This is a genomic window from Streptomyces tropicalis (genome assembly GCF_029269835.1).
GTDB classification, from domain to species: Bacteria; Actinomycetota; Actinomycetes; order Streptomycetales; family Streptomycetaceae; genus Streptomyces; species Streptomyces tropicalis.
The window spans coordinates 464,059-481,379 of the sequence record NZ_JARJBB010000005.1 but is presented as its reverse complement, the minus strand read 5'-3'; the positions used below and the strand labels follow the sequence as shown (position 1 = coordinate 481,379).

Here is a 17,321-nt window from a genome sequence, read left to right as displayed (position 1 = left end):
GGGACCGGCCGGGCCGCCCCACGAGTCCCCGGCCGGAGCGGTCCATCGGGCCCCGGACCGGTACGGACCGATCCGGTTCACCGGTTCCCGAGTCGGTTCACCGGGTCCCGGCCCGGCCCCTACTCCATCCCGGAGACCCGGAACACCGTCCGGGCCTGCTCGCGGTCGACCCGCTCCGCGAGCCGGGCCAGCGCCGTCCCGCCGCACAGCAGGGAGCCCGCGGCGGCCGAGGCCCGGGCGTCCTCGGCCACGCGGTACCAGAGGTCGGGGTTGTCCAGCAGGACCTGCGGGTCGATCTCGACCCGCGCGCCGAACACGTCCCGCAGCACGAGCCGCTGGGACACCCCGCCCAGACAGCGCACCGACACCAGCAGGTCGGTGCGCACGCGCTGCCCGCCCACCAGCCGTCGCGTCGCGAGCCAGCCCTCGCCCGCACTGACCCGGACCGGGCAGAGCACCAGGAACAGCAGCACGGCCAGCGCCAGCCACAGCGCGGCACGCCACCAGGACAGGTCGCCCGCGCTGCCGTCGATCAGGAGCAGCAGCACCAGCAGTACGCCCGCACTGCACAGCGCGCCGCGCAGGTCGCGCGCCCAGGAGCGGTCGTGCACGACGTGGCCGGACGCCGGTGGCGGCGAGCCGACCCGGGCCGATCGTGCGTCCTCGCGGTGTGCCATGTCTTCGACGGTAGAGGCTGGGGCGGCGGGCGGCCGCCGCCCTTGACGGCACTCTGACGACGGGCGCCCTCTTCCTGACGCCGCCGCAGCGCCCGGCCGCCCGTCAAGATCACGTCAAGGCCGGCCGGTGCGGCGCGAGGAACCCGCAAGAGGCAGGCGGCGGCGGTCCGGAGCGGACCCACGCTGAGGGCGCCGTGTGCGGACCCCGCACACGGCGGCCGTGTCCACACCACCGGGGAGCCACCGCCCATGTCCGCACCGACCGCCGAACCGAGCGCCGCCCCCCTGGGCGAGGAGCCGCCCGACACCGGCGAGCGCCACCGCCTCACCACCCTCACCGGCCTCGCCGCGCTCTCCCTGGACGCGATGGCGTCGGTGGCGTACGGGCCGGAGGCGATCGTCCTCGTGCTGGCCGGTGCGGGAGCCCACGGCCTCGGCCTCACCCTGCCCGTCACGCTGGCCATCGCCTTCCTGCTGGCGGTGCTCGTCGCCTCGTACCGGCAGGTGATCGCCGCCTTCCCGGACGGGGGAGGGGCCTACGCCGTCGCCCGTACCCACCTGGGGGAGCGGGCCGGACTGGCGGCGGCCTCGCTCGTCCTGGACTACGTCCTCAACGTCGCCGTCGCCGTCACGGCCGGCGTCGCCGCACTGACCTCCGCCTTCCCGGCCCTCTACGGCGACCGGCTGGGGCTGTGCCTCGGGGTGCTCGCCCTGATCACCGCGGTGAACCTGCGCGGCATCGCGGAATCGGCGAAGGCGCTCACCGTGCCGACCGCCGTCTTCGTCGGCTCGGTCCTCGTGCTGATCGCCGTCGGTCTGTTCCGGTCGGCGCCGGTGAGCACCGCCGCCGCGGACGGGCACCCTTCCGCCGTCGCCGGCCAGGCCTCCGCCGTCGGCGCGCTGCTCCTGCTGAAGGCGTTCGCCGCCGGATGCTCCGCACTGACCGGCGTCGAGGCCCTCGCCAACGCCGTGCCCTCCTTCCGGGCCCCCCGGGTGCGGCGCGCGCAGCGGGCGGAGGTGGCCCTGGGCGCGCTGCTCGGCGTGATGCTGGTGGGTCTGGCGGTGCTGATCGCCCGCTTCCACCTCCAGCCGGTCGAGGGCGTCACGGTCCTCGCCCAGCTCGCCGACGCCTCCCTCGGCCACAACGCCGCCTTCTACGTCGTCCAGTCCGCCACGGCGGTCCTGCTGGCCCTGTCCGCGAACACCTCGTTCGGCGGGCTGCCGGTGCTGCTGAAACTGCTGGCCCGGGACAACCACGTGCCGCACGTGTTCGCGCTGAAGGCCGACCGGCAGGTGCACCGGCACGGTGTCCTCGCCCTCGCCCTGGTCTCCGCCGCCCTCCTGGTCCTCTCGGGGGGCGACACCGACACGCTGGTCCCGCTGTTCGCCGTCGGCGTCTTCGTCGGCTTCACTCTCGCCCAGGCCGGCATGGTCCGGCACTGGCGCACCCGGCGCGGTCCGGGCCGCCGGGGCCGGATGCTGCTGAACGGGACGGGCGCCGTCCTCACCGGCGTCGCCGCCGTCGTCGTCACGGCGAGCAGGTTCACCGAGGGCGCCTGGCTGGTCGTCCTCGCCCTGCCGGCCCTCGTCGCGGTCTTCCTCGCCGTCCGCCGGACGTACGCCCGCATCGGCGAGCGCCTCGGTCTCGGCCGGACCCCGCAGGCCCCCCGCCGCGCCCGCTCGCTGGTGATCGTGCCCGTGTCCACGCTGTCCCGGCTGACCTCGGAGGCCCTGACGGCCGCCGTCTCCCTGGGCGACGAGGTCCGCGCCGTCACCGTCTGCCACCCCGATCCGGAGGACGTCGCCCGGCTGCACGCCCTGGAGCGGGCGTGGGCCCTGTGGAACCCGGGGGTGCCGCTGGTCCGGCTGGTCTCCGCGCGGCACGCGCTCGGGCGGCCCGTCGCCGCGTACGTCCGTGAGGTCACCGCGCTGGCGCCGGCCGACCGGGTGACCGTGCTGATCGCCGAGACCGAGCCGGAGCGGGTGTGGCAGCGGCTGCTGCAGAACCAGCGGGGCGCCCTCGTGGCGCACGCGGTGCGCCGGGAGACCGACGCCGCGATCTGCCGACTGCGCTTCCGGCTGCGCTGACCACGCCGTCTCCCGCCCTGCGGCCGATCGGCCGTAAGGGTAGCGTCAAAGGCCCGTGAGCTGCCGTAAGGGACACGTCAACGGCGCTCGAATCAGGCCACGGAGGCGGTTTCCTCATACCGTCCACGTCCGATCCGAACCTCATTCCAGGAGCTCACGATGGCCGATCTGGCCTTCGTCGTCGCCACGCTCGCGGTCTTCGCGCTGGTGGCTCTCGTCGCCAAGGGGGTGACGAAGCTGTGACCGCGGAGAACATCGTCGGCCTGGTCGTGGCCGTCGCCCTGCTGGGCTATCTCGTCCTCGCCCTGATCTTCCCGGAGAGGTTCTGAACGCCGACATGGGTCCCGTACTCGCCGGCGTCCTCCAGCTGCTCGCCCTCATCGGCGCGCTGGGCCTCGCCCACGTCCCCCTCGGCAGCTACATGGCCAGGGTCTACTCCTCCGACCGGCACTGGCGCGTCGAACGGTGGGTCTACCGCTCCATCGGCGCCGATCCCGACACGCAGATGCGCTGGCCCGCTTACCTGCGCGGCGTCCTCGCCTTCTCGACCGTGAGTGTCCTCCTCCTGTACCTCCTGCAGCGGATCCAGGGCGTCCTGCCGCTGTCGATGGGGTTCAGGTCCATCGACCCGGCGCAGGCATTCAACACCGCCGCCTCCTTCGTCACCAACACCAACTGGCAGTCGTACTACGGCGAGCAGACCATGGGCCACGTCGTGCAGACCGCCGGCCTGGCGGTGCAGAACTTCGTCTCGGCCGCCGTCGGCATCGCCGTCGCGGTGGCGCTGGTCCGCGGCTTCGCCCGCTCCCGCACCGGCGACCTCGGCAACTTCTGGACGGACCTGGTGCGCGGCACCGTCCGCATCCTGGTGCCGCTCGCGGCGGTCGCCGCGGTGGTCCTGGTGGCCTGCGGGGCGATCCAGAACTTCTCCGGCATCCACGAGGTCGGCCAGTTCATGGGCGGCTCGCAGCAGTGGAACGGCGGAGCGGTCGCCTCCCAGGAGGCCATCAAGGAGATCGGCACCAACGGCGGCGGCTACTTCAACGCCAACTCCGCCCACCCCTTCGAGAACCCGAGCCCCTTCACCAACCTCTTCGAGATCTTCCTGATCCTGGTGATCCCCTTCTCGCTGACCCGCACCTTCGGCCTCATGGTCGGCTCGGTGCGGCAGGGCTACGCGATCCTCGCCACCATGGCGGCCATCTGGGTCGGCTTCACCGCCCTGATGATGTGGACCGAGTTCGCCCACCACGAGGGCGCCCTGCAGATCGCCGGCGGGTCGATGGAGGGCAAGGAGGTCCGCTTCGGCGTCGGCGGCTCGTCGATCTTCGCGGTGGCGACCACTCTGACCTCGACCGGCGCGGTGGACTCCTTCCACTCGTCCTTCACCGGCCTCGGCGGCGGCATCGCCCTGCTGAGCATGATGCTCGGCGAGATCGCGCCCGGCGGCACCGGATCCGGCCTCTACGGCATCCTGATCATGGCGATCATCGCGGTGTTCATCGCGGGCCTCATGGTCGGCCGGACACCCGAGTACCTGGGCAAGAAGATCGGTTCCCGCGAGATCAAGCTGGCCGCGGTCTACATCCTCGTCACGCCCGCACTGGTCCTGGTGTTCACGGCGGTCTCGATGGCCCTGCCGACGCCGCCGCACTCCATGCTCAACCCCGGCGCGCACGGATTCTCCGAGGTCCTCTACGCCTTCACCTCGGCGGCCAACAACAACGGCTCGGCCTTCGCCGGGCTCAACGCGAACACCGACTGGTTCAACACCATGACCGGGCTCGCGATGCTGCTCGGCCGCTTCCTGCCGATGGTGTTCGTGCTGGCCCTGGCCGGCTCGCTCGCCGGGCAGAAGCCGGTGCCGACGACCGCGGGCACCCTGCGCACCGAGAAGCCGCTGTTCACCGGCCTGCTGGTGGGCGCCATCCTCATCATCACCGGTCTGACGTACTTCCCCGCCCTCGCACTGGGCCCGCTCGCCGAAGGGCTCGCGTCATGACCGCCCGCCTCCACAAGCACGAGGACTCGATGTCCACAGCCACTCCGACCCGGGCCCCGCACAGCGACCTGTCCACCGGGCACCGGTCCGCCGAGGGCCGTGTCGGCGCCGGCTTCTTCGACCCCAAGCAGCTCCTCAGGTCCCTGCCGGAGGCCTTCCGCAAACTCGACCCGCGGGTGATGGTGAAGTCGCCCGTGATGTTCGTGGTGTGGATCGGCTCGGTGCTCACCACCGTCTTCTCCTGCACCGACCCCGGCGACTGGTTCGGCTGGGCGATCAGCGCCTGGCTGTGGCTGACCGTCGTCTTCGCCAACCTCGCCGAGGCCGTCGCCGAGGGCCGCGGCAAGGCGCAGGCCGACACGCTGCGCCAGGCCAAGACCGACACCGTCGCCCGCCGGCTCGCCGCGGACGGCTCCGAGGAGCAGGTGCCCGGCACCGGTCTTGTGGTCGGCGACCTGGTCGTCTGCGAGGCCGGCGACGTCATCCCCGGCGACGGCGACGTCGTCGAGGGCGTCGCCTCGGTGGACGAGTCGGCGATCACCGGCGAGTCCGCGCCGGTCATCCGCGAGTCCGGAGGCGACCGCTCCGCGGTGACCGGCGGCACGAAGGTGCTCTCCGACCGCATCGTCATCAAGATCACCACGAAGCCCGGCGAGACCTTCATCGACCGCATGATCAACCTGGTCGAGGGCGCCGCCCGGCAGAAGACGCCGAACGAGATCGCGCTGAACATCCTGCTCGCCTCGCTCACCATCGTCTTCCTCCTCGCGGTGGCCACCCTGCCCCCCTTCGCGGTCTACGCGGGCACCCACCTGACGATGGTCGTGCTGGTCGCCCTGCTGGTCTGCCTCATCCCCACCACCATCGGCGCGCTGCTCTCCGCGATCGGCATCGCCGGCATGGACCGGCTGGTCCAGCGCAACGTGCTGGCGATGTCCGGGCGCGCGGTCGAGGCCGCGGGCGACGTCTCCACGCTGCTGCTCGACAAGACCGGCACCATCACCCTCGGCAACCGCCGGGCCGCGGAGTTCGTGCCGGTGCGCGGCACCACGGAGGCCGAGGTCGCCGACGCCGCCCAGCTGTCCTCGCTCGCCGACGAGACCCCCGAGGGCCGCTCGATCGTCGTCCTCGCCAAGGAGAAGTACGGCCTGCGCGAGCGCCACCAGGGCGAACTGGCCGGCGCGGAGTGGATCGCCTTCACCGCGCAGACCCGCATGTCCGGCGTCGACGTCGACGGGCGCAGCATCCGCAAGGGCGCGGCCGGTTCGGTCATCGCCTGGGCCGAGCAGCAGGGCGGCACGGTTCCCGAGGACGCCGACGCGTCGGCCCAGCGCATCTCCGCGGCCGGGGGCACCCCGCTGCTGGTCGCCGTTCGGGACGCCGAGGGCGCGCGCGTGCTGGGCGTCATCCACCTCAAGGACGTCGTCAAGCAGGGCATGCGGGAACGCTTCGACGAACTGCGCCGCATGGGCATCAGGACCGTCATGATCACCGGCGACAATCCGCTCACCGCGAAGGCCATCGCCGAGGAGGCCGGCGTCGACGACTTCCTCGCCGAGGCCACCCCCGAGGACAAGATGGCCCTCATCAAGCGGGAGCAGGCGGGCGGCAAGCTCGTCGCGATGACCGGCGACGGCACCAACGACGCCCCGGCGCTCGCCCAGGCCGACGTCGGCGTGGCGATGAACACGGGCACGTCGGCCGCCAAGGAGGCCGGCAACATGGTCGACCTCGACTCCAACCCGACCAAGCTCATCGAGATCGTCGAGATCGGCAAGCAGCTGCTGATCACGCGTGGCGCCCTCACCACGTTCTCCATCGCCAACGACGTCGCGAAGTACTTCGCGATCATCCCGGCGCTGTTCGCGGCGGTCTACCCGGGCCTGGACAAGCTGAACATCATGCACCTGTCCTCGCCCGACTCCGCGATCCTGTCGGCCGTCGTCTTCAACGCGCTGATCATCATCGCCCTCGTGCCGCTCTCCCTGAAGGGCGTGCGCTACCGGCCTGTCAGCGCCGACCGGATGCTCCGCCGCAACCTCGGCATCTACGGACTCGGCGGCCTGATCGCCCCGTTCATCGGCATCAAGCTCATCGACCTGCTGCTCTCTCTGATCCCCGGAATCGGGTGAAGGACATGAACAACTCCTTTGTGAACACCGCCCGGTTGCTGGGGGCGGGGCTGCGTGCCCTGCTCGTGCTCACCCTGGTGACCGGCGTCCTCTACCCGCTGGCCGTCACCGGCGTCGCCCAGGCCCTCTTCACCGGCAGGGCGAACGGCTCCGAGGTCGAGGCGGACGGCAGGGTCGTGGGCTCCTCGCTCATCGGGCAGCGGTACGACCTGCCCCCGAAGAAGGGCGGGCGGGCCCCGGCTCCCGACCTGAGGTGGTTCCAGGGGCGCCCGTCGAACGGGCTCGGCACCAACAGCGTCAACACGCAGTACACACTGATCCTGTCCGGCGCCACCAACCTCGCCGCGGACAACACGGTGCTGATCAGGCAGGTCGAGGATGCCAGGGCCGCCGTCGTCAGGGACAACACGGTGCCCGGATGGACCGTCAGGCCCGCGGACGTCCCCGCGGACGCGGTCACCTCCTCCGGCTCCGGCCTCGACCCGGACATCTCCCCGCAGTACGCACGGCTCCAGGTCCACCGCGTCGCCGCCCGCAACCACCTGCCCGTCGCCCGGGTCGAGCGGCTCGTCGACGACCACGTACAGGGCCGCACCCTCGGCTTCATCGGCGAGCCGCGGGTCGACGTCCTCGCCCTCAACACCGCACTGAGGGCGCTGACCAAGGGCCACTGACGGTCCGGGTCCTGGACGTGGAGGACGGCCCCCGGCTCGTCCGGACCCTCGTGATCACCGTGCGGGCCCGCCGGTACGGAGTGGACGCGGCGCCCTGCGGCGCCACGGCCCTCCGGCCGGCGGCCGCGCACCCGCCGGTCGTGGTGACGGCCGACCCGTACGCCGAGCGGGCCACCCGCGAAGCCCGGAGCGTCTGCCGGAGCGGCAGGCCCGGCTGCCTGCGGTCCTGTACGGCCCGCATCCGCCGCAGGCCGGAGGCCGACCCGGTCCACCCCCCGCCGCCTCGTCACCGGGCCCGGCACGGGGTACCGCTCCGAGCCGTGACGGCAGCGCTCCCGGGCGGCTACGCCGAGTAGCCGGGTCCGGACGTGCGTCGGGGCCGGTTCGCAGACGGGTGCGGTCCGGCCCCTCGTGGTGCGCGGGCGGCGGAGCGGGCCGCCCGGATGCCGTCAGGCGGCGGTCATCACCTGGCCGCCCAGGGGGCGGTGCGGGGCGATGATCTTGCCGTCGGGCAGGAGCTCACCGGTGTCCTCGAAGAGCAGAACGCCGTTGCACAGCAGGCTCCATCCCTGCTCCGGGTGGTGCGCCACGAGGCGGGCGGATTCCCGGTCGGCGGAGTCCGATGAGGGGCACGGTGGCTGGTGCTGGCACATGGGTGGGATCTCTCGGTGTGTCGTGTCGTATGGGCTGTCTGTCAGGTGTGTTCCGCGGCTGGTGGCATTCTCCATGGCCGCCCCCCGTTTGATAAGTCGGTCGGAAACCAGTGTTGCCCGAAGGAGATGATTCCGCAGGCATTTCGACGGACCGCTCCTCACCGGTGGAGGACGCCTCACCCGGGTGGACGGTTCGCCCCAACTGCCCTGTCCTTTCGGGTGGTTCGGGGTGGTCGGATGGGGCTAGTCCGCCCGGGTCGTCCCTGGCGGCAGGCTCATGCGAGCTAAATGCGGCTCGTACGAGCGAATTTCCGCACCGGGGGATCTTTACCTCCGGTAAACAGCGTGTACCCCGCCTCCGGGAAATACCGGCGACGGGGTACGGGAGCGACTGAGGCGGGACCGGAGCGGCGGCCGGGCCGATGTCAGGCGGGCGAGCCCAGCAGCCGGACCGGCGTCGCCCGCAGGGTGAGCACGGGAAGCAGCTCGGCCACCCCGAGCGGCCGGTGGGCCGCGATGCCGGGCGGGGCCGGCGCCAGCGGGACGAGGATGTCCGTGGCGACCGGATGGCCCCCGGCGCCGTCGTCGGCGAGGTTGTCGTGCAGCCACAGTGTCAGCATGTAGAGGCCCGGCACCGACAGCAGGCGCGGCTGGTAGGGCTGCGGCATCGCCTCCGCCTGGCGCAGCGCGTGCTCGGTGGAGGCGACGTAGGGGCCCTCGAAGAAGTGGGAGAAGGCCCAGCCGTCGGCCGTCAGCATGGTGTCGGCGGCGGCGACGGCGTGTCCGCCGCTGCGGATCAGGAAGCGCCAGCCCGCCAGCCGCGTGGCGGAGATCCCCTCGGGGGTGATCCGGTCCAGGACGTGCACGGGCAGCGGCAGCTCGGGGGTGACCGGACCCTGGGCTGCGCGCAGGGCGGGGGTTCGGGCCTCGCGGACCGCGGTGGGGGAACCGAGGGCCGTGAGGACGGAGCGGAGTGCGGGCGCGGGAGCCGGCGGGACGTGCAGCGGCATGGTGGGTCGCCTCTCTTGTCGACAGGCACGGTGGCGCGGGGGCGCGGGGCGGGGGCGGACGGCGCTGTCAGCTCTCGAGGGCAGGGGAGGGCGCGGCCCGGGGTGGTGGGCGAGGGGCGTGCGAGGGAGTGCGAGGTGCGGCCCGCACACGGAACCCGGGCCGTCGGGAGCCGGGTCCGTGGCGCCAGCCTTCTGCCTTCTGGGCGAGTTTATACGACACATGTTCATATCGTGTTTCGCCTAGCCGTTTCCGGGGCGAAAAGCAAGGCCCAATTCGGTCGCCCATACGCGGAAATGATCCCGATTTCCGGAGGGCTGAAGCACCGTGACCTCGGGCGAGGGCCGGACAGCGGTCGGCTCGTTCTCGTCGGCGTTTTTCACGACTTCCGGGCGGGCCGGAAACGTGCTCTGCGCGGCATGCCTCGTGAATGTGCCGGTGGACTTGCGGAACAGCCTAGTCGCCGTCGCGCGGATGCGGGACGTTATCGATCGCTTCGGCGGGGCATCATCACACCTGACCGGGACCCCAGACGGCCGGAAAGCCGGCCCACCCGTGCACGGAGGGACACTGCGATGGGCGAGAAGGTCGTGGCAGGCCAGTTCGACCTGTCCGATCGCCACCGCTACCGCGACAAGGTCGGGCGGTGCCTGCAGGGGCTCGAGAGGCTCCTGGAGGAGAAGCGGTTCGATCGCCCCAAGAACCTCATGGGGCTGGAGATCGAATTGAATCTCGTCGGCTCCGACGGCATGCCGAAGATGTTGAACGCAGAGGTGCTGGAGCGCATCGCGAGCCGTGATTTCCAAACGGAGCTCGCGATGTTCAACCTGGAAGTGAACATCGCCCCCCACCGGCTCGGAGCCCGCGTATTCGACCGGCTCGCCGAAGAGGTCACCACGGCCCTTGCGTACGCCCACCGGAAAGCCGGGGAGGTCGACGCCGGAATCGCGATGATCGGCATTCTGCCGACCCTGGACCGGGACGACCTCGTCTCCTCCAACCTCTCGGCCGCCGACCGCTACACCCTGCTCAACGACCAGATCGTCGCCGCCCGCGGCGAGGACTTCCACCTGGACATCGAAGGGGTGGAGCACCTGAGCTGCACCTCGAAGTCCATCGCGCCCGAAGCCGCCTGCACCTCCGTGCAGTTGCACCTCCAGGTCACCCCGGGCCGCTTCGCCGACGTGTGGAACGCGGCGCAGGCCGCCTCCGCCGTGCAGATCGCGCTCGGCGCCAACTCGCCCTTCCTCTTCGGCCGCGAACTGTGGCGCGAGTCCCGGCCCCCGCTGTTCCAGCAGTCCACGGACACCCGCCCGCCCGAACTCCAGGCGCAGGGCGTCCGGCCGCGCACCTGGTTCGGCGAGCGGTGGGTCTCCTCGGCGTACGACCTGTTCGAGGAGAACCTGCGCTACTTCCCGGCCCTGCTGCCGATCTGCGACGAGGAGGACCCGCTCGACGTGCTGGACGCGGGCGGCGTCCCGAAGCTCGGGGAACTCGTGCTGCTCAACGGCACCGTCTACCGCTGGAACCGCCCGGTCTACGACATCGCGGACGGCGTCCCCCACCTGCGGGTGGAGAACCGCGTACTGCCCGCCGGCCCGACCGTCGTCGACGTCGTCGCCAACGCGGCCTTCTACTACGGACTCGTGCGCGCCCTCGCCGAGGAGTCGCGGCCGGTCTGGTCCCGGCTCCCGTTCGAGGCGGCGGCCGCCAACTTCGACGCGGCCTGCCGGTACGGCATCGACGCCCGCCTGACCTGGCCGCGGCGCGGACGCTACGCCGGCACGGCCGAGGTCGACGCCGTCAGTCTCGTCCGCGAGGAACTGCTGCCGCTCGCCGAGTCCGGCCTGAACGGCTGGGGGGTCGAGCCGGCCGACCGGGACTTCTACCTGGGAGTGATCGAGGAGCGGTGCCGCCGCCGCGTCAACGGCGCGTCCTGGCAGGTCGCGACCTTCCACCGGGCGCTCGACCACGGGTACACCCGGGAGGCCGCGCTGGCCGCCACCACCCGGCGGTACTGCCAGCTCATGCACGTCGGGGAGCCGGTGCACACCTGGCCGGTGGGGCTGCCGGAGCCGGTGCCGCTGGGCTGACCCGCGGGGCGGAGCGGGGCGTCCCGGCCACGCCGGCCCCGGACCGGGCCGACCGAGCACGCGGCCCGGTCGGCCGTCGGCCCGCTCGCCCGGCCCGCCTCGCGCCCGCCCCCGCCGACCGGCCTGCGCCGGGGGTGCCGACCCACCGTCCGGGGCGATGCGGCAAGCTGTGACTCCCACGGGGTGCACGCCCCCGTCCGGCCTGTCGCGCACCGCGCGCGGCACCCTTCCGGGACCCTGGCCGGACGAGGACGGGGCGCGGCGGCTGGTCGACTGGAGGCAGAGTGCAGGCGGAGACAGGGCCGGTGGCCGATCCCTACCCCCGCGAGCAGCCGGCGCGGCGGCTCTTCCGCGACGAGACGATCCTCGTCCTGGCCCTCTCGCTCGGGGCGAGCGGGGTGTCCGCGCTGATCAGCTTCGTCGGCGCGGTCACCAAGCCCGGCGGCCTCAAGGACCAGGCGGCCACCCTCAACGCCTCCGCCGCCCCGGGCCGGCCCTGGCTCGACCTCGCCTGGCAGCTCTTCGGGATCGCCTCGGCACTGGTGCCGGTCGCGCTGGTCGCGCACCTGCTGCTGCGCGAGGGGTCGAGCCTGCGCGGCCTCGGCTTCGACCGGACCCGGCCGGCTCCGGACCTGGGCCGCGGCGCGGCGGTCGCCGCGGTCATCGGCAGCACCGGCATCGCCTTCTACCTCGCCGCGCGCGGCCTCGGCTTCAACCTCACGGTGGTGCCTGAGGCGCTGCCCGACGTGTGGTGGAAGTACCCGGTGCTGATCCTGTCCGCCCTGCAGAACGCGATCCTCGAAGAGGTCGTCGTCGTCGGCTACCTGCTGCGCCGGCTCGGCCAGTTGGGCTGGACCCCGGGCACCGCGCTCGTCGCCAGCTCCGTGCTGCGCGGCTCCTACCACCTGTACCAGGGCATCGGCGGCTTCCTCGGCAACCTGGTGATGGGCGTGGTCTTCGTCTGGCTCTACCGCCGGTGGGGGCGGGTCGGCCCCCTGGTCGTCGCGCACTCCCTGCTCGACATCGGCGCGTTCGTCGGTTACGCGCTGCTGGCCGGGAAGGTGGGCTGGCTGCCCACGGCCTGACGGCGACCGGCGGTGGGGGTCCGCCGGCGGCCCGCGCGGAGCGGGGCGCGCGGGCCGCGCCCCCGGCGTCCCCGGCGCCGCGGATCCTCGGATCTCCGGATCAGTACGCCCCGCTGAGCAGTTCGCCGTCGATGACGGTGACCGCGCCGCCGGTCAGCAGGGTGCGGTCGCCGCGCAGCCCGGTGCGGACCAGGCCGGACCGTGGTGACGCCTGGAGGCCGATCAGGTCGGTGCGGCCGAGGCGTGCGGACCAGAAGGGCGCGAGCGCCGTGTGGGCGCTGCCGGTGACGGGGTCCTCGTCGATGCCGACGTTCGGGAAGAAGCAGCGGGAGACGAAGTCGTAGCCCCGGCCGGGGTCCCCGGCGCGGGCGGTGGCGATGATGCCGCGCTCCGAGTGGGCGGCGAGTGCCGCGTGGTCCGGCCGCACCGCGCGCACCGCCTCCTCGTCGGCCAGCTCCAGGAGGAGGTCGCCGACGTGCGGCCCCGTGTCGGCGGCGGCGATCGGCACGGCCCCGAGAGCCCGGGCGACGCCGTCCGGCACCTCGACGGCGGTGAGCGGGGCGGTGGGGAAGTCGAGGGTGATGGTGCCGTCCTCGGCGGGCGCCGCGACGAGCACCCCGCTGCGGGTGGCGAAGCGCACCGGGCCGTGGTGGGCGCCGGTCGTGTGCAGGACGTGCGCGGTCGCCAGCGTGGCATGACCGCACATCGCCACCTCGGTGGCGGGCGTGAACCAGCGCAGCGCCCAGTCCGCCTCCCCGCCCTCGGGCAGCGGACGGGCGAACGCGGTCTCGGCGTGGTTGACCTCCAGGGCCACCTTCTGGAGCCACTCGTCCTCGGGGAAGGCGTCGAGCAGCAGGACTCCCGCCGGGTTGCCGGCGAAGGGACGGTCGGTGAAGGCGTCGACGATTCGGATCCGCATGCCCCGACCGTAGGGCCCCGACCGGCGCACCGCCCAAGGCCAATCCGCGCCCGGTGGCTCGTACGGAGGACGGCCGCCCGTCCTGTCCCACGTGCCCGCGTGGTCCGCCCGCGCGGGACGCCGTCGTCCTGCGACAGTGAACCCTGACCGATGGCCGCTGAAGCTTGACCGCCTGGAGGCGTTCTACCGGCGGACCGCCGAGATCAGTCCGCCGGGCCGCTCCTCGCGCTGCGGAGGGGCGCTGACCGGGCGGCCGTAGGCGGCAGCGCGCTCGCGCAGGGTGTGGCCGGCGGCCTCCCAGCCGTGCCCGGCCAGCCAGCCCACCGGGTCGTCGGGCATCTCCGAGACCCACATGGACGCGGCCGATCCCGGCACGGCGTCCGCGCCGAAGCGCTCGATCACGCCGCGCGAGCCCCACGTCAGCCCCATCCGACTGCCTGCCGCCGACTGCGCGCCGATCCGGGCCAGCAGCAGCTCCACCGCATCCTCGGGCAGATAGATCAGCAGCCCTTCGGCGATCCACGCGGTCGGCACCGTCGGGTCGTGCCCCGCGGCGACCAGCGCGCTTGGCCAGTCCTCACGCAGATCCACCGCGACGGTGATCCGCTCGCAGCGTGCGACGGCCCGCTCCCGGCGCAGCACCGAAGCCTTGAAGTCCAGCGGCGCGGCGGTGTCGACCTCGAACAGCCGGGTGCCCTCGGGCCAGTCCATCCGGAAGGCCCGGCTGTCCATGCCGGCGCCGAGCAGCACGACCTGCCGGACCCCGGACGCGGAGGCCTGGTGCAACAGGTCGTCGAGGAACTTCGTCCTGATGACGATGGAGAACGACACGGCCCGCCTGCGGCGGCGCGCGGCCTCGTCATCGGGCAGCGGCGGCGAGGAGGGCCACAGGCCGCCGGCGGTGGCGAAGGCCCGTGCCAGTGGGTCGCGGAACAGCGCGTTCTCCCGCTCGGTCTCCAGCGCCCGCACCCTGGCCACCCCCACGGCCGTGGCCCACACCCCCGACGGCTGCGCCCGCTCCTGCTCGTCGGTCACCGCGCGATCTCCCTCCGCATGAGCCGGTGCCCCCACCACGCCTCCCACCGCAACGATCGACGTTCCGGGGCAGGAACGTACCGGTGGCCGAAGGTCAGTGGCAATCGGACGAGATTCGCTGCCGCGGGACAGCCGTCTTCCTGAGCGGGCCTTGTCGCAAGAAAGTTGCCGATATATCGTTGAGGCATCGCGACAGATCAACGACGGAATGGAGTGGTGACGATGCGTACCCATGGATTCGAGCGCGGGCACCGGCAGGGCGGCCCCCGGAGCGGCCGGGACGGTTTCGACGGGCGGCGGGGGGCCTTCGGGCCCTTCGGTCCCGGCGGTGGCGGCTTCGGTCCCGGCGGCCCCGGGTTCGGGCCGGGCTTCGGTCCCGGTCCCTGGGGTGGTGGCCGAGGGCGGGGCGGACCCCGCGGAAGGGCCCGGCGCGGAGACGTACGGGCGTCGATCCTCGCGCTGCTGAAGGAGCGCCCCATGCACGGCTACGAGATGATCCAGGAGATCGCCGAGCGCACCGGCGGCGCCTGGAAGCCCAGCCCCGGATCGGTCTACCCCACCCTCCAACTGCTGGAGGACGAGGGGCTCATCGCCAGCGAGAGCGAGGGGGGCAAGAAGCTCTTCTCGCTCACCGGGGCGGGCCGCGCGGCCGCCGACGAGGGGGCCGACGCCCCCTGGGAGGAGGCCTCGCGCGGGGTCGACTGGGAGGCGCTGACCGAGATCCGCCAGGCCGGGTTCGGCCTGATGGAGGCCTTCGGCCAGGTCTGGAAGACCGGCAGCAAGGAGCAGCGCGAGAAGGCGCTCACCGTCATCAACGAGGCGCGCAGGAAGCTGTACCTGATCCTCGCCGACGAGCACTGAGAACCAGCCGGCCGAGCGGCCCCGCGGACCTCTCCGCGGGGCCGCTCCGCGGTCTGATCTCCTCCTCAGGGAGGAGATCCGGGGCCTGTGTGTGCACTGTCCGTGGGACGCCGGAATGCTTCCTGCCGGTGATGTGCCCGGCCCCGGGGGCTGATGGGGTGGGGGCGTGCAACCCCGTATCCCCAGGCAGTCGGCCGCCGAGCCGGACAGCCGCCGCGCGGACGACGACGCCGGGCTCAGCGCCGAACTCGAGGCGACGGTCGCCGGTGCGCGCCGGCGGGCCGTGCGGGACGGGGACCGGCAGGTCGACACCGCCCATCTGCTGCACTCGCTGCTGGAGTCCGACCCGGAGGTCCGCGCCGTCTTCGACGGCACCCCGCAGATCGCCCGGCTGCTGGGCTATCTCGTGCAGCGCAGCATCGGCTACGGCCTGCGCTGGCAGGGCAGCGTCGAGGACGCGGGCGCCCGGCATTCCGGATCCCCGGGATCCCCGGGATCCGCGTCCGCGCCGTCCGCGTCCGGCGGTCTGCCGCTGCTCGCCCCGGCCGCCGCCGACGGGCTCTCGCCGCTGGCCGCGGCCGCCCTCGCGTACGCCTGCGGGCGGACCGGCCGTCCCGGCGGCTCCCCGGCCCGCGGAACCGACCTGCTCGCGGCCATCGTCGCGGAGCCGCACGCCCGCGCCGTCGACGTGCTCGCCCGCGCCGGTGTCGACCCCCGCGCCCTCACGGCCCGGCTGGCCACCGGCTCCGGCCGCGCCCCGGAGTCCGGCCCGGACCCGGCCGCGGACACCCGCCTCGCCCCCGTCACGGACGGCGGCCGCGGCGCCCCGGCAGGCAGCCCTGGTGACGGCTCTGACAACGATGCCGGGGGCCGCGCAGGGGAATGCACCGGAGGTGCCGGAACCGCCCCGGGCCGAGGTGGTCGCCCGTCCAGCCGATGAGACAGGTGCCATCAGGGGTGACGCTCATGTCATCGCCTGTCATCATGTGCCGGTGCGTACGTCCAAGAGCAATCCCGGCACCGCCGGCAGGGGCGCGGGGCTGGGCCTGGCGCTCGTCTCCGCGGTCGCCTTCGGCGGCTCCGGGGTCGCGGCCAAGCCGCTGATCACGGCGGGCCTCGACCCGCTGCACGTGGTGTGGCTGCGGGTCACCGGCGCGGCCCTGGTCATGCTGCCGCTCGCGCTGCGGCACCGTGCCCTGCTGCGCACCCGGCCCGTACTCCTCGCCGGCTACGGACTGCTGGCCGTGGCCGGAGTCCAGGCCTGCTACTTCGCGGCGCTCTCCCGCATCCCCGTCGGTGTCGCGCTGCTCGTCGAGTACCTGGCGCCGGCCCTGGTCCTCGGCTGGGTGCGCTTCGTCCAGCGCCGTCCCGTGACCCATGCCGCGGCACTCGGGGTGGTCCTCGCGGCGGCCGGTCTGGCCGGCGTGGTCGAGGTCTGGTCCGGCCTGCGCTTCGACCTCCTCGGGCTGCTCCTCGCCCTCGGCGCCGCCTGCTGCCAGGTCGGGTACTTCATCCTCTCCGACCACGGGGGCACGCGGGGCGAGCGTGCCCCGGACCCGCTCGGAGTCATCGCCCACGGGCTGCTCGTCGGTGCCGTGGTCCTGACGGTCGTGGCCCGCCCCTGGAACCTGGACTGGAAGGTGCTCGCCGGCTCCGCGACCATGGACGGCTCCCCGGTCCCGGCCGCGCTGCTGCTCGCCTGGATCGTGCTGGTCGCGACGGTCCTGGCGTACGCCACGGGGGTGCTCTCCGTGCGCCGGCTCTCGCCGCAGGTCGCCGGCGTCGTGGCCTGCCTGGAGGCGGTCGTCGCGACCGTGCTGGCCTGGGTGCTCCTCGGCGAGCACCTCTCGGCGCCGCAGGTCGCCGGCGGCGCCGTCGTGCTCCTGGGCGCCTTCATCGCCCAGTCGTCCGCCCCGGCCAAGGGCTCCCCGGACCCGGTCGCCAGCGGCGGGGCGGAGCGGGAGTTGTCGGCCCGCGGGACGGCGGCCTAGAGTGTCGATCATGTACGACCGCGCACTCGTTCTTCCGCCTCCGGCCGCCTGAGGCGGGCCCTCCGGTGATCGAGCCCGGCACTGCGCCGGGCTGAACGGTGCT

Annotated in this window: 14 protein-coding genes and 2 pseudogenes; 11 read left to right on the top strand and 5 right to left on the bottom strand. The window is 73.3% G+C overall.

The window, feature by feature from the left end; genetic code table 11:
• Window positions 1–119: 119 nt before the first annotated feature.
• Entirely contained in the window at window positions 120–677 is a 558-nt protein-coding gene (locus tag P3H78_RS13690; protein WP_276109204.1) for a hypothetical protein, read from the bottom strand.
• A gap of 249 nt (window positions 678–926) precedes the next feature.
• Between P3H78_RS13690 and P3H78_RS13685 the strand changes: the two genes are divergently transcribed.
• From P3H78_RS13685 to P3H78_RS13660, 6 genes and pseudogenes are all read left to right on the top strand, one after another.
• A complete protein-coding gene (locus tag P3H78_RS13685; RefSeq protein WP_276109203.1) occupies window positions 927–2,765 on the top strand; it encodes an APC family permease in 1,839 nt (612 codons plus the stop codon).
• A 239-nt stretch (window positions 2,766–3,004) separates the two neighbouring features.
• Window positions 3,005–3,094, top strand: coding sequence for a K(+)-transporting ATPase subunit F (kdpF, locus tag P3H78_RS13680; protein WP_016434100.1), 90 nt, complete (start codon window positions 3,005–3,007; stop codon window positions 3,092–3,094).
• An 8-nt stretch (window positions 3,095–3,102) separates the two neighbouring features.
• The gene (gene kdpA, locus P3H78_RS13675; protein ID WP_276109201.1) at window positions 3,103–4,767 is read left to right on the top strand and encodes a potassium-transporting ATPase subunit KdpA; all 1,665 of its coding nucleotides are present in this window, start codon (window positions 3,103–3,105) and stop codon (window positions 4,765–4,767) included.
• A 29-nt stretch (window positions 4,768–4,796) separates the two neighbouring features.
• On the top strand, window positions 4,797–6,899 hold the full coding sequence (kdpB, locus tag P3H78_RS13670) for a potassium-transporting ATPase subunit KdpB (RefSeq protein WP_276109238.1): 2,103 nt from the start codon (window positions 4,797–4,799) through the stop codon (window positions 6,897–6,899).
• Between the two features lie 5 nt (window positions 6,900–6,904).
• Window positions 6,905–7,573, top strand: a complete 669-nt coding sequence (locus P3H78_RS13665) for a potassium-transporting ATPase subunit C (protein ID WP_276109200.1) — start codon at window positions 6,905–6,907, stop codon at window positions 7,571–7,573.
• Window positions 7,570–7,728, top strand: a pseudogene (locus tag P3H78_RS13660) (response regulator); the annotation flags it as partial. The gene P3H78_RS13665 and the pseudogene P3H78_RS13660, both read left to right, overlap by 4 nt.
• A gap of 294 nt (window positions 7,729–8,022) precedes the next feature.
• On the opposite strand, the gene P3H78_RS13655 reads toward P3H78_RS13660, so the two are convergent.
• Both P3H78_RS13655 and P3H78_RS13650 read right to left on the bottom strand, forming a co-directional pair.
• The gene (locus tag P3H78_RS13655; RefSeq protein WP_276109199.1) at window positions 8,023–8,226 is read right to left on the bottom strand and encodes a DUF5999 family protein; all 204 of its coding nucleotides are present in this window, start codon (window positions 8,224–8,226) and stop codon (window positions 8,023–8,025) included.
• Between the two features lie 425 nt (window positions 8,227–8,651).
• Entirely contained in the window at window positions 8,652–9,236 is a 585-nt protein-coding gene (locus tag P3H78_RS13650; RefSeq protein ID WP_276109198.1) for a hypothetical protein, read from the bottom strand.
• 573 nt (window positions 9,237–9,809) lie between these two features.
• On the opposite strand from P3H78_RS13650, the gene P3H78_RS13645 reads away from it, so the two are divergent.
• Window positions 9,810–11,327 (top strand): glutamate-cysteine ligase family protein, encoded by a 1,518-nt coding sequence (locus P3H78_RS13645; protein WP_276109197.1) that lies wholly within the window; start codon window positions 9,810–9,812, stop codon window positions 11,325–11,327.
• Window positions 11,328–11,611: 284 nt separating this feature from the next.
• Window positions 11,612–12,412 (top strand): CPBP family intramembrane glutamic endopeptidase, encoded by an 801-nt coding sequence (locus P3H78_RS13640; protein ID WP_276109196.1) that lies wholly within the window; start codon window positions 11,612–11,614, stop codon window positions 12,410–12,412.
• Window positions 12,413–12,512: 100 nt separating this feature from the next.
• On the opposite strand, the gene P3H78_RS13635 is transcribed toward P3H78_RS13640, so the two are convergent.
• Together P3H78_RS13635 and P3H78_RS13630 are read right to left on the bottom strand one after the other, a co-directional pair.
• Window positions 12,513–13,331, bottom strand: a complete 819-nt coding sequence (locus P3H78_RS13635) for a PhzF family phenazine biosynthesis protein (RefSeq protein WP_276109195.1) — start codon at window positions 13,329–13,331, stop codon at window positions 12,513–12,515.
• 183 nt (window positions 13,332–13,514) lie between these two features.
• Window positions 13,515–14,330, bottom strand: coding sequence for a class I SAM-dependent methyltransferase (locus P3H78_RS13630; RefSeq protein ID WP_276109237.1), 816 nt, complete (start codon window positions 14,328–14,330; stop codon window positions 13,515–13,517).
• 258 nt (window positions 14,331–14,588) lie between these two features.
• Here P3H78_RS13630 and P3H78_RS13625 point away from each other — a divergent pair, with 258 nt between their 5' ends.
• From P3H78_RS13625 to P3H78_RS13615, 3 genes and pseudogenes are all read left to right on the top strand, one after another.
• Entirely contained in the window at window positions 14,589–15,227 is a 639-nt protein-coding gene (locus P3H78_RS13625) for a PadR family transcriptional regulator (RefSeq protein WP_276109194.1), read from the top strand.
• 166 nt (window positions 15,228–15,393) lie between these two features.
• A pseudogene (locus P3H78_RS13620) lies at window positions 15,394–15,963 on the top strand (Clp protease N-terminal domain-containing protein); the annotation flags it as partial.
• Window positions 15,964–16,213: 250 nt separating this feature from the next.
• Window positions 16,214–17,218: an EamA family transporter gene (locus tag P3H78_RS13615; protein ID WP_276109193.1), complete on the top strand. Its 1,005-nt coding sequence runs from the start codon at window positions 16,214–16,216 to the stop codon at window positions 17,216–17,218.
• Window positions 17,219–17,321 lie beyond the last annotated feature (103 nt).

Bases quoted from the DNA above. Each gene is read 5' to 3' on its own strand.
- P3H78_RS13645 (WP_276109197.1), top strand. From the start codon at position 9,810: ATGGGCGAGAAGGTCGTGGCAGGCCAGTTCGACCTGTCCGATCGCCAC.
- P3H78_RS13685 (WP_276109203.1), top strand. From the start codon at position 927: ATGTCCGCACCGACCGCCGAACCGAGCGCCGCCCCCCTGGGCGAGGAG.
- kdpA (WP_276109201.1), top strand. From the start codon at position 3,103: ATGGGTCCCGTACTCGCCGGCGTCCTCCAGCTGCTCGCCCTCATCGGC.
- P3H78_RS13650 (WP_276109198.1), bottom strand. From the start codon at position 9,236: ATGCCGCTGCACGTCCCGCCGGCTCCCGCGCCCGCACTCCGCTCCGTC.
- P3H78_RS13665 (WP_276109200.1), top strand. From the start codon at position 6,905: ATGAACAACTCCTTTGTGAACACCGCCCGGTTGCTGGGGGCGGGGCTG.
- P3H78_RS13635 (WP_276109195.1), bottom strand. From the start codon at position 13,331: ATGCGGATCCGAATCGTCGACGCCTTCACCGACCGTCCCTTCGCCGGC.
- kdpB (WP_276109238.1), top strand. From the start codon at position 4,797: ATGTCCACAGCCACTCCGACCCGGGCCCCGCACAGCGACCTGTCCACC.
- P3H78_RS13655 (WP_276109199.1), bottom strand. From the start codon at position 8,226: ATGTGCCAGCACCAGCCACCGTGCCCCTCATCGGACTCCGCCGACCGG.
- P3H78_RS13625 (WP_276109194.1), top strand. From the start codon at position 14,589: ATGCGTACCCATGGATTCGAGCGCGGGCACCGGCAGGGCGGCCCCCGG.
- P3H78_RS13690 (WP_276109204.1), bottom strand. From the start codon at position 677: ATGGCACACCGCGAGGACGCACGATCGGCCCGGGTCGGCTCGCCGCCA.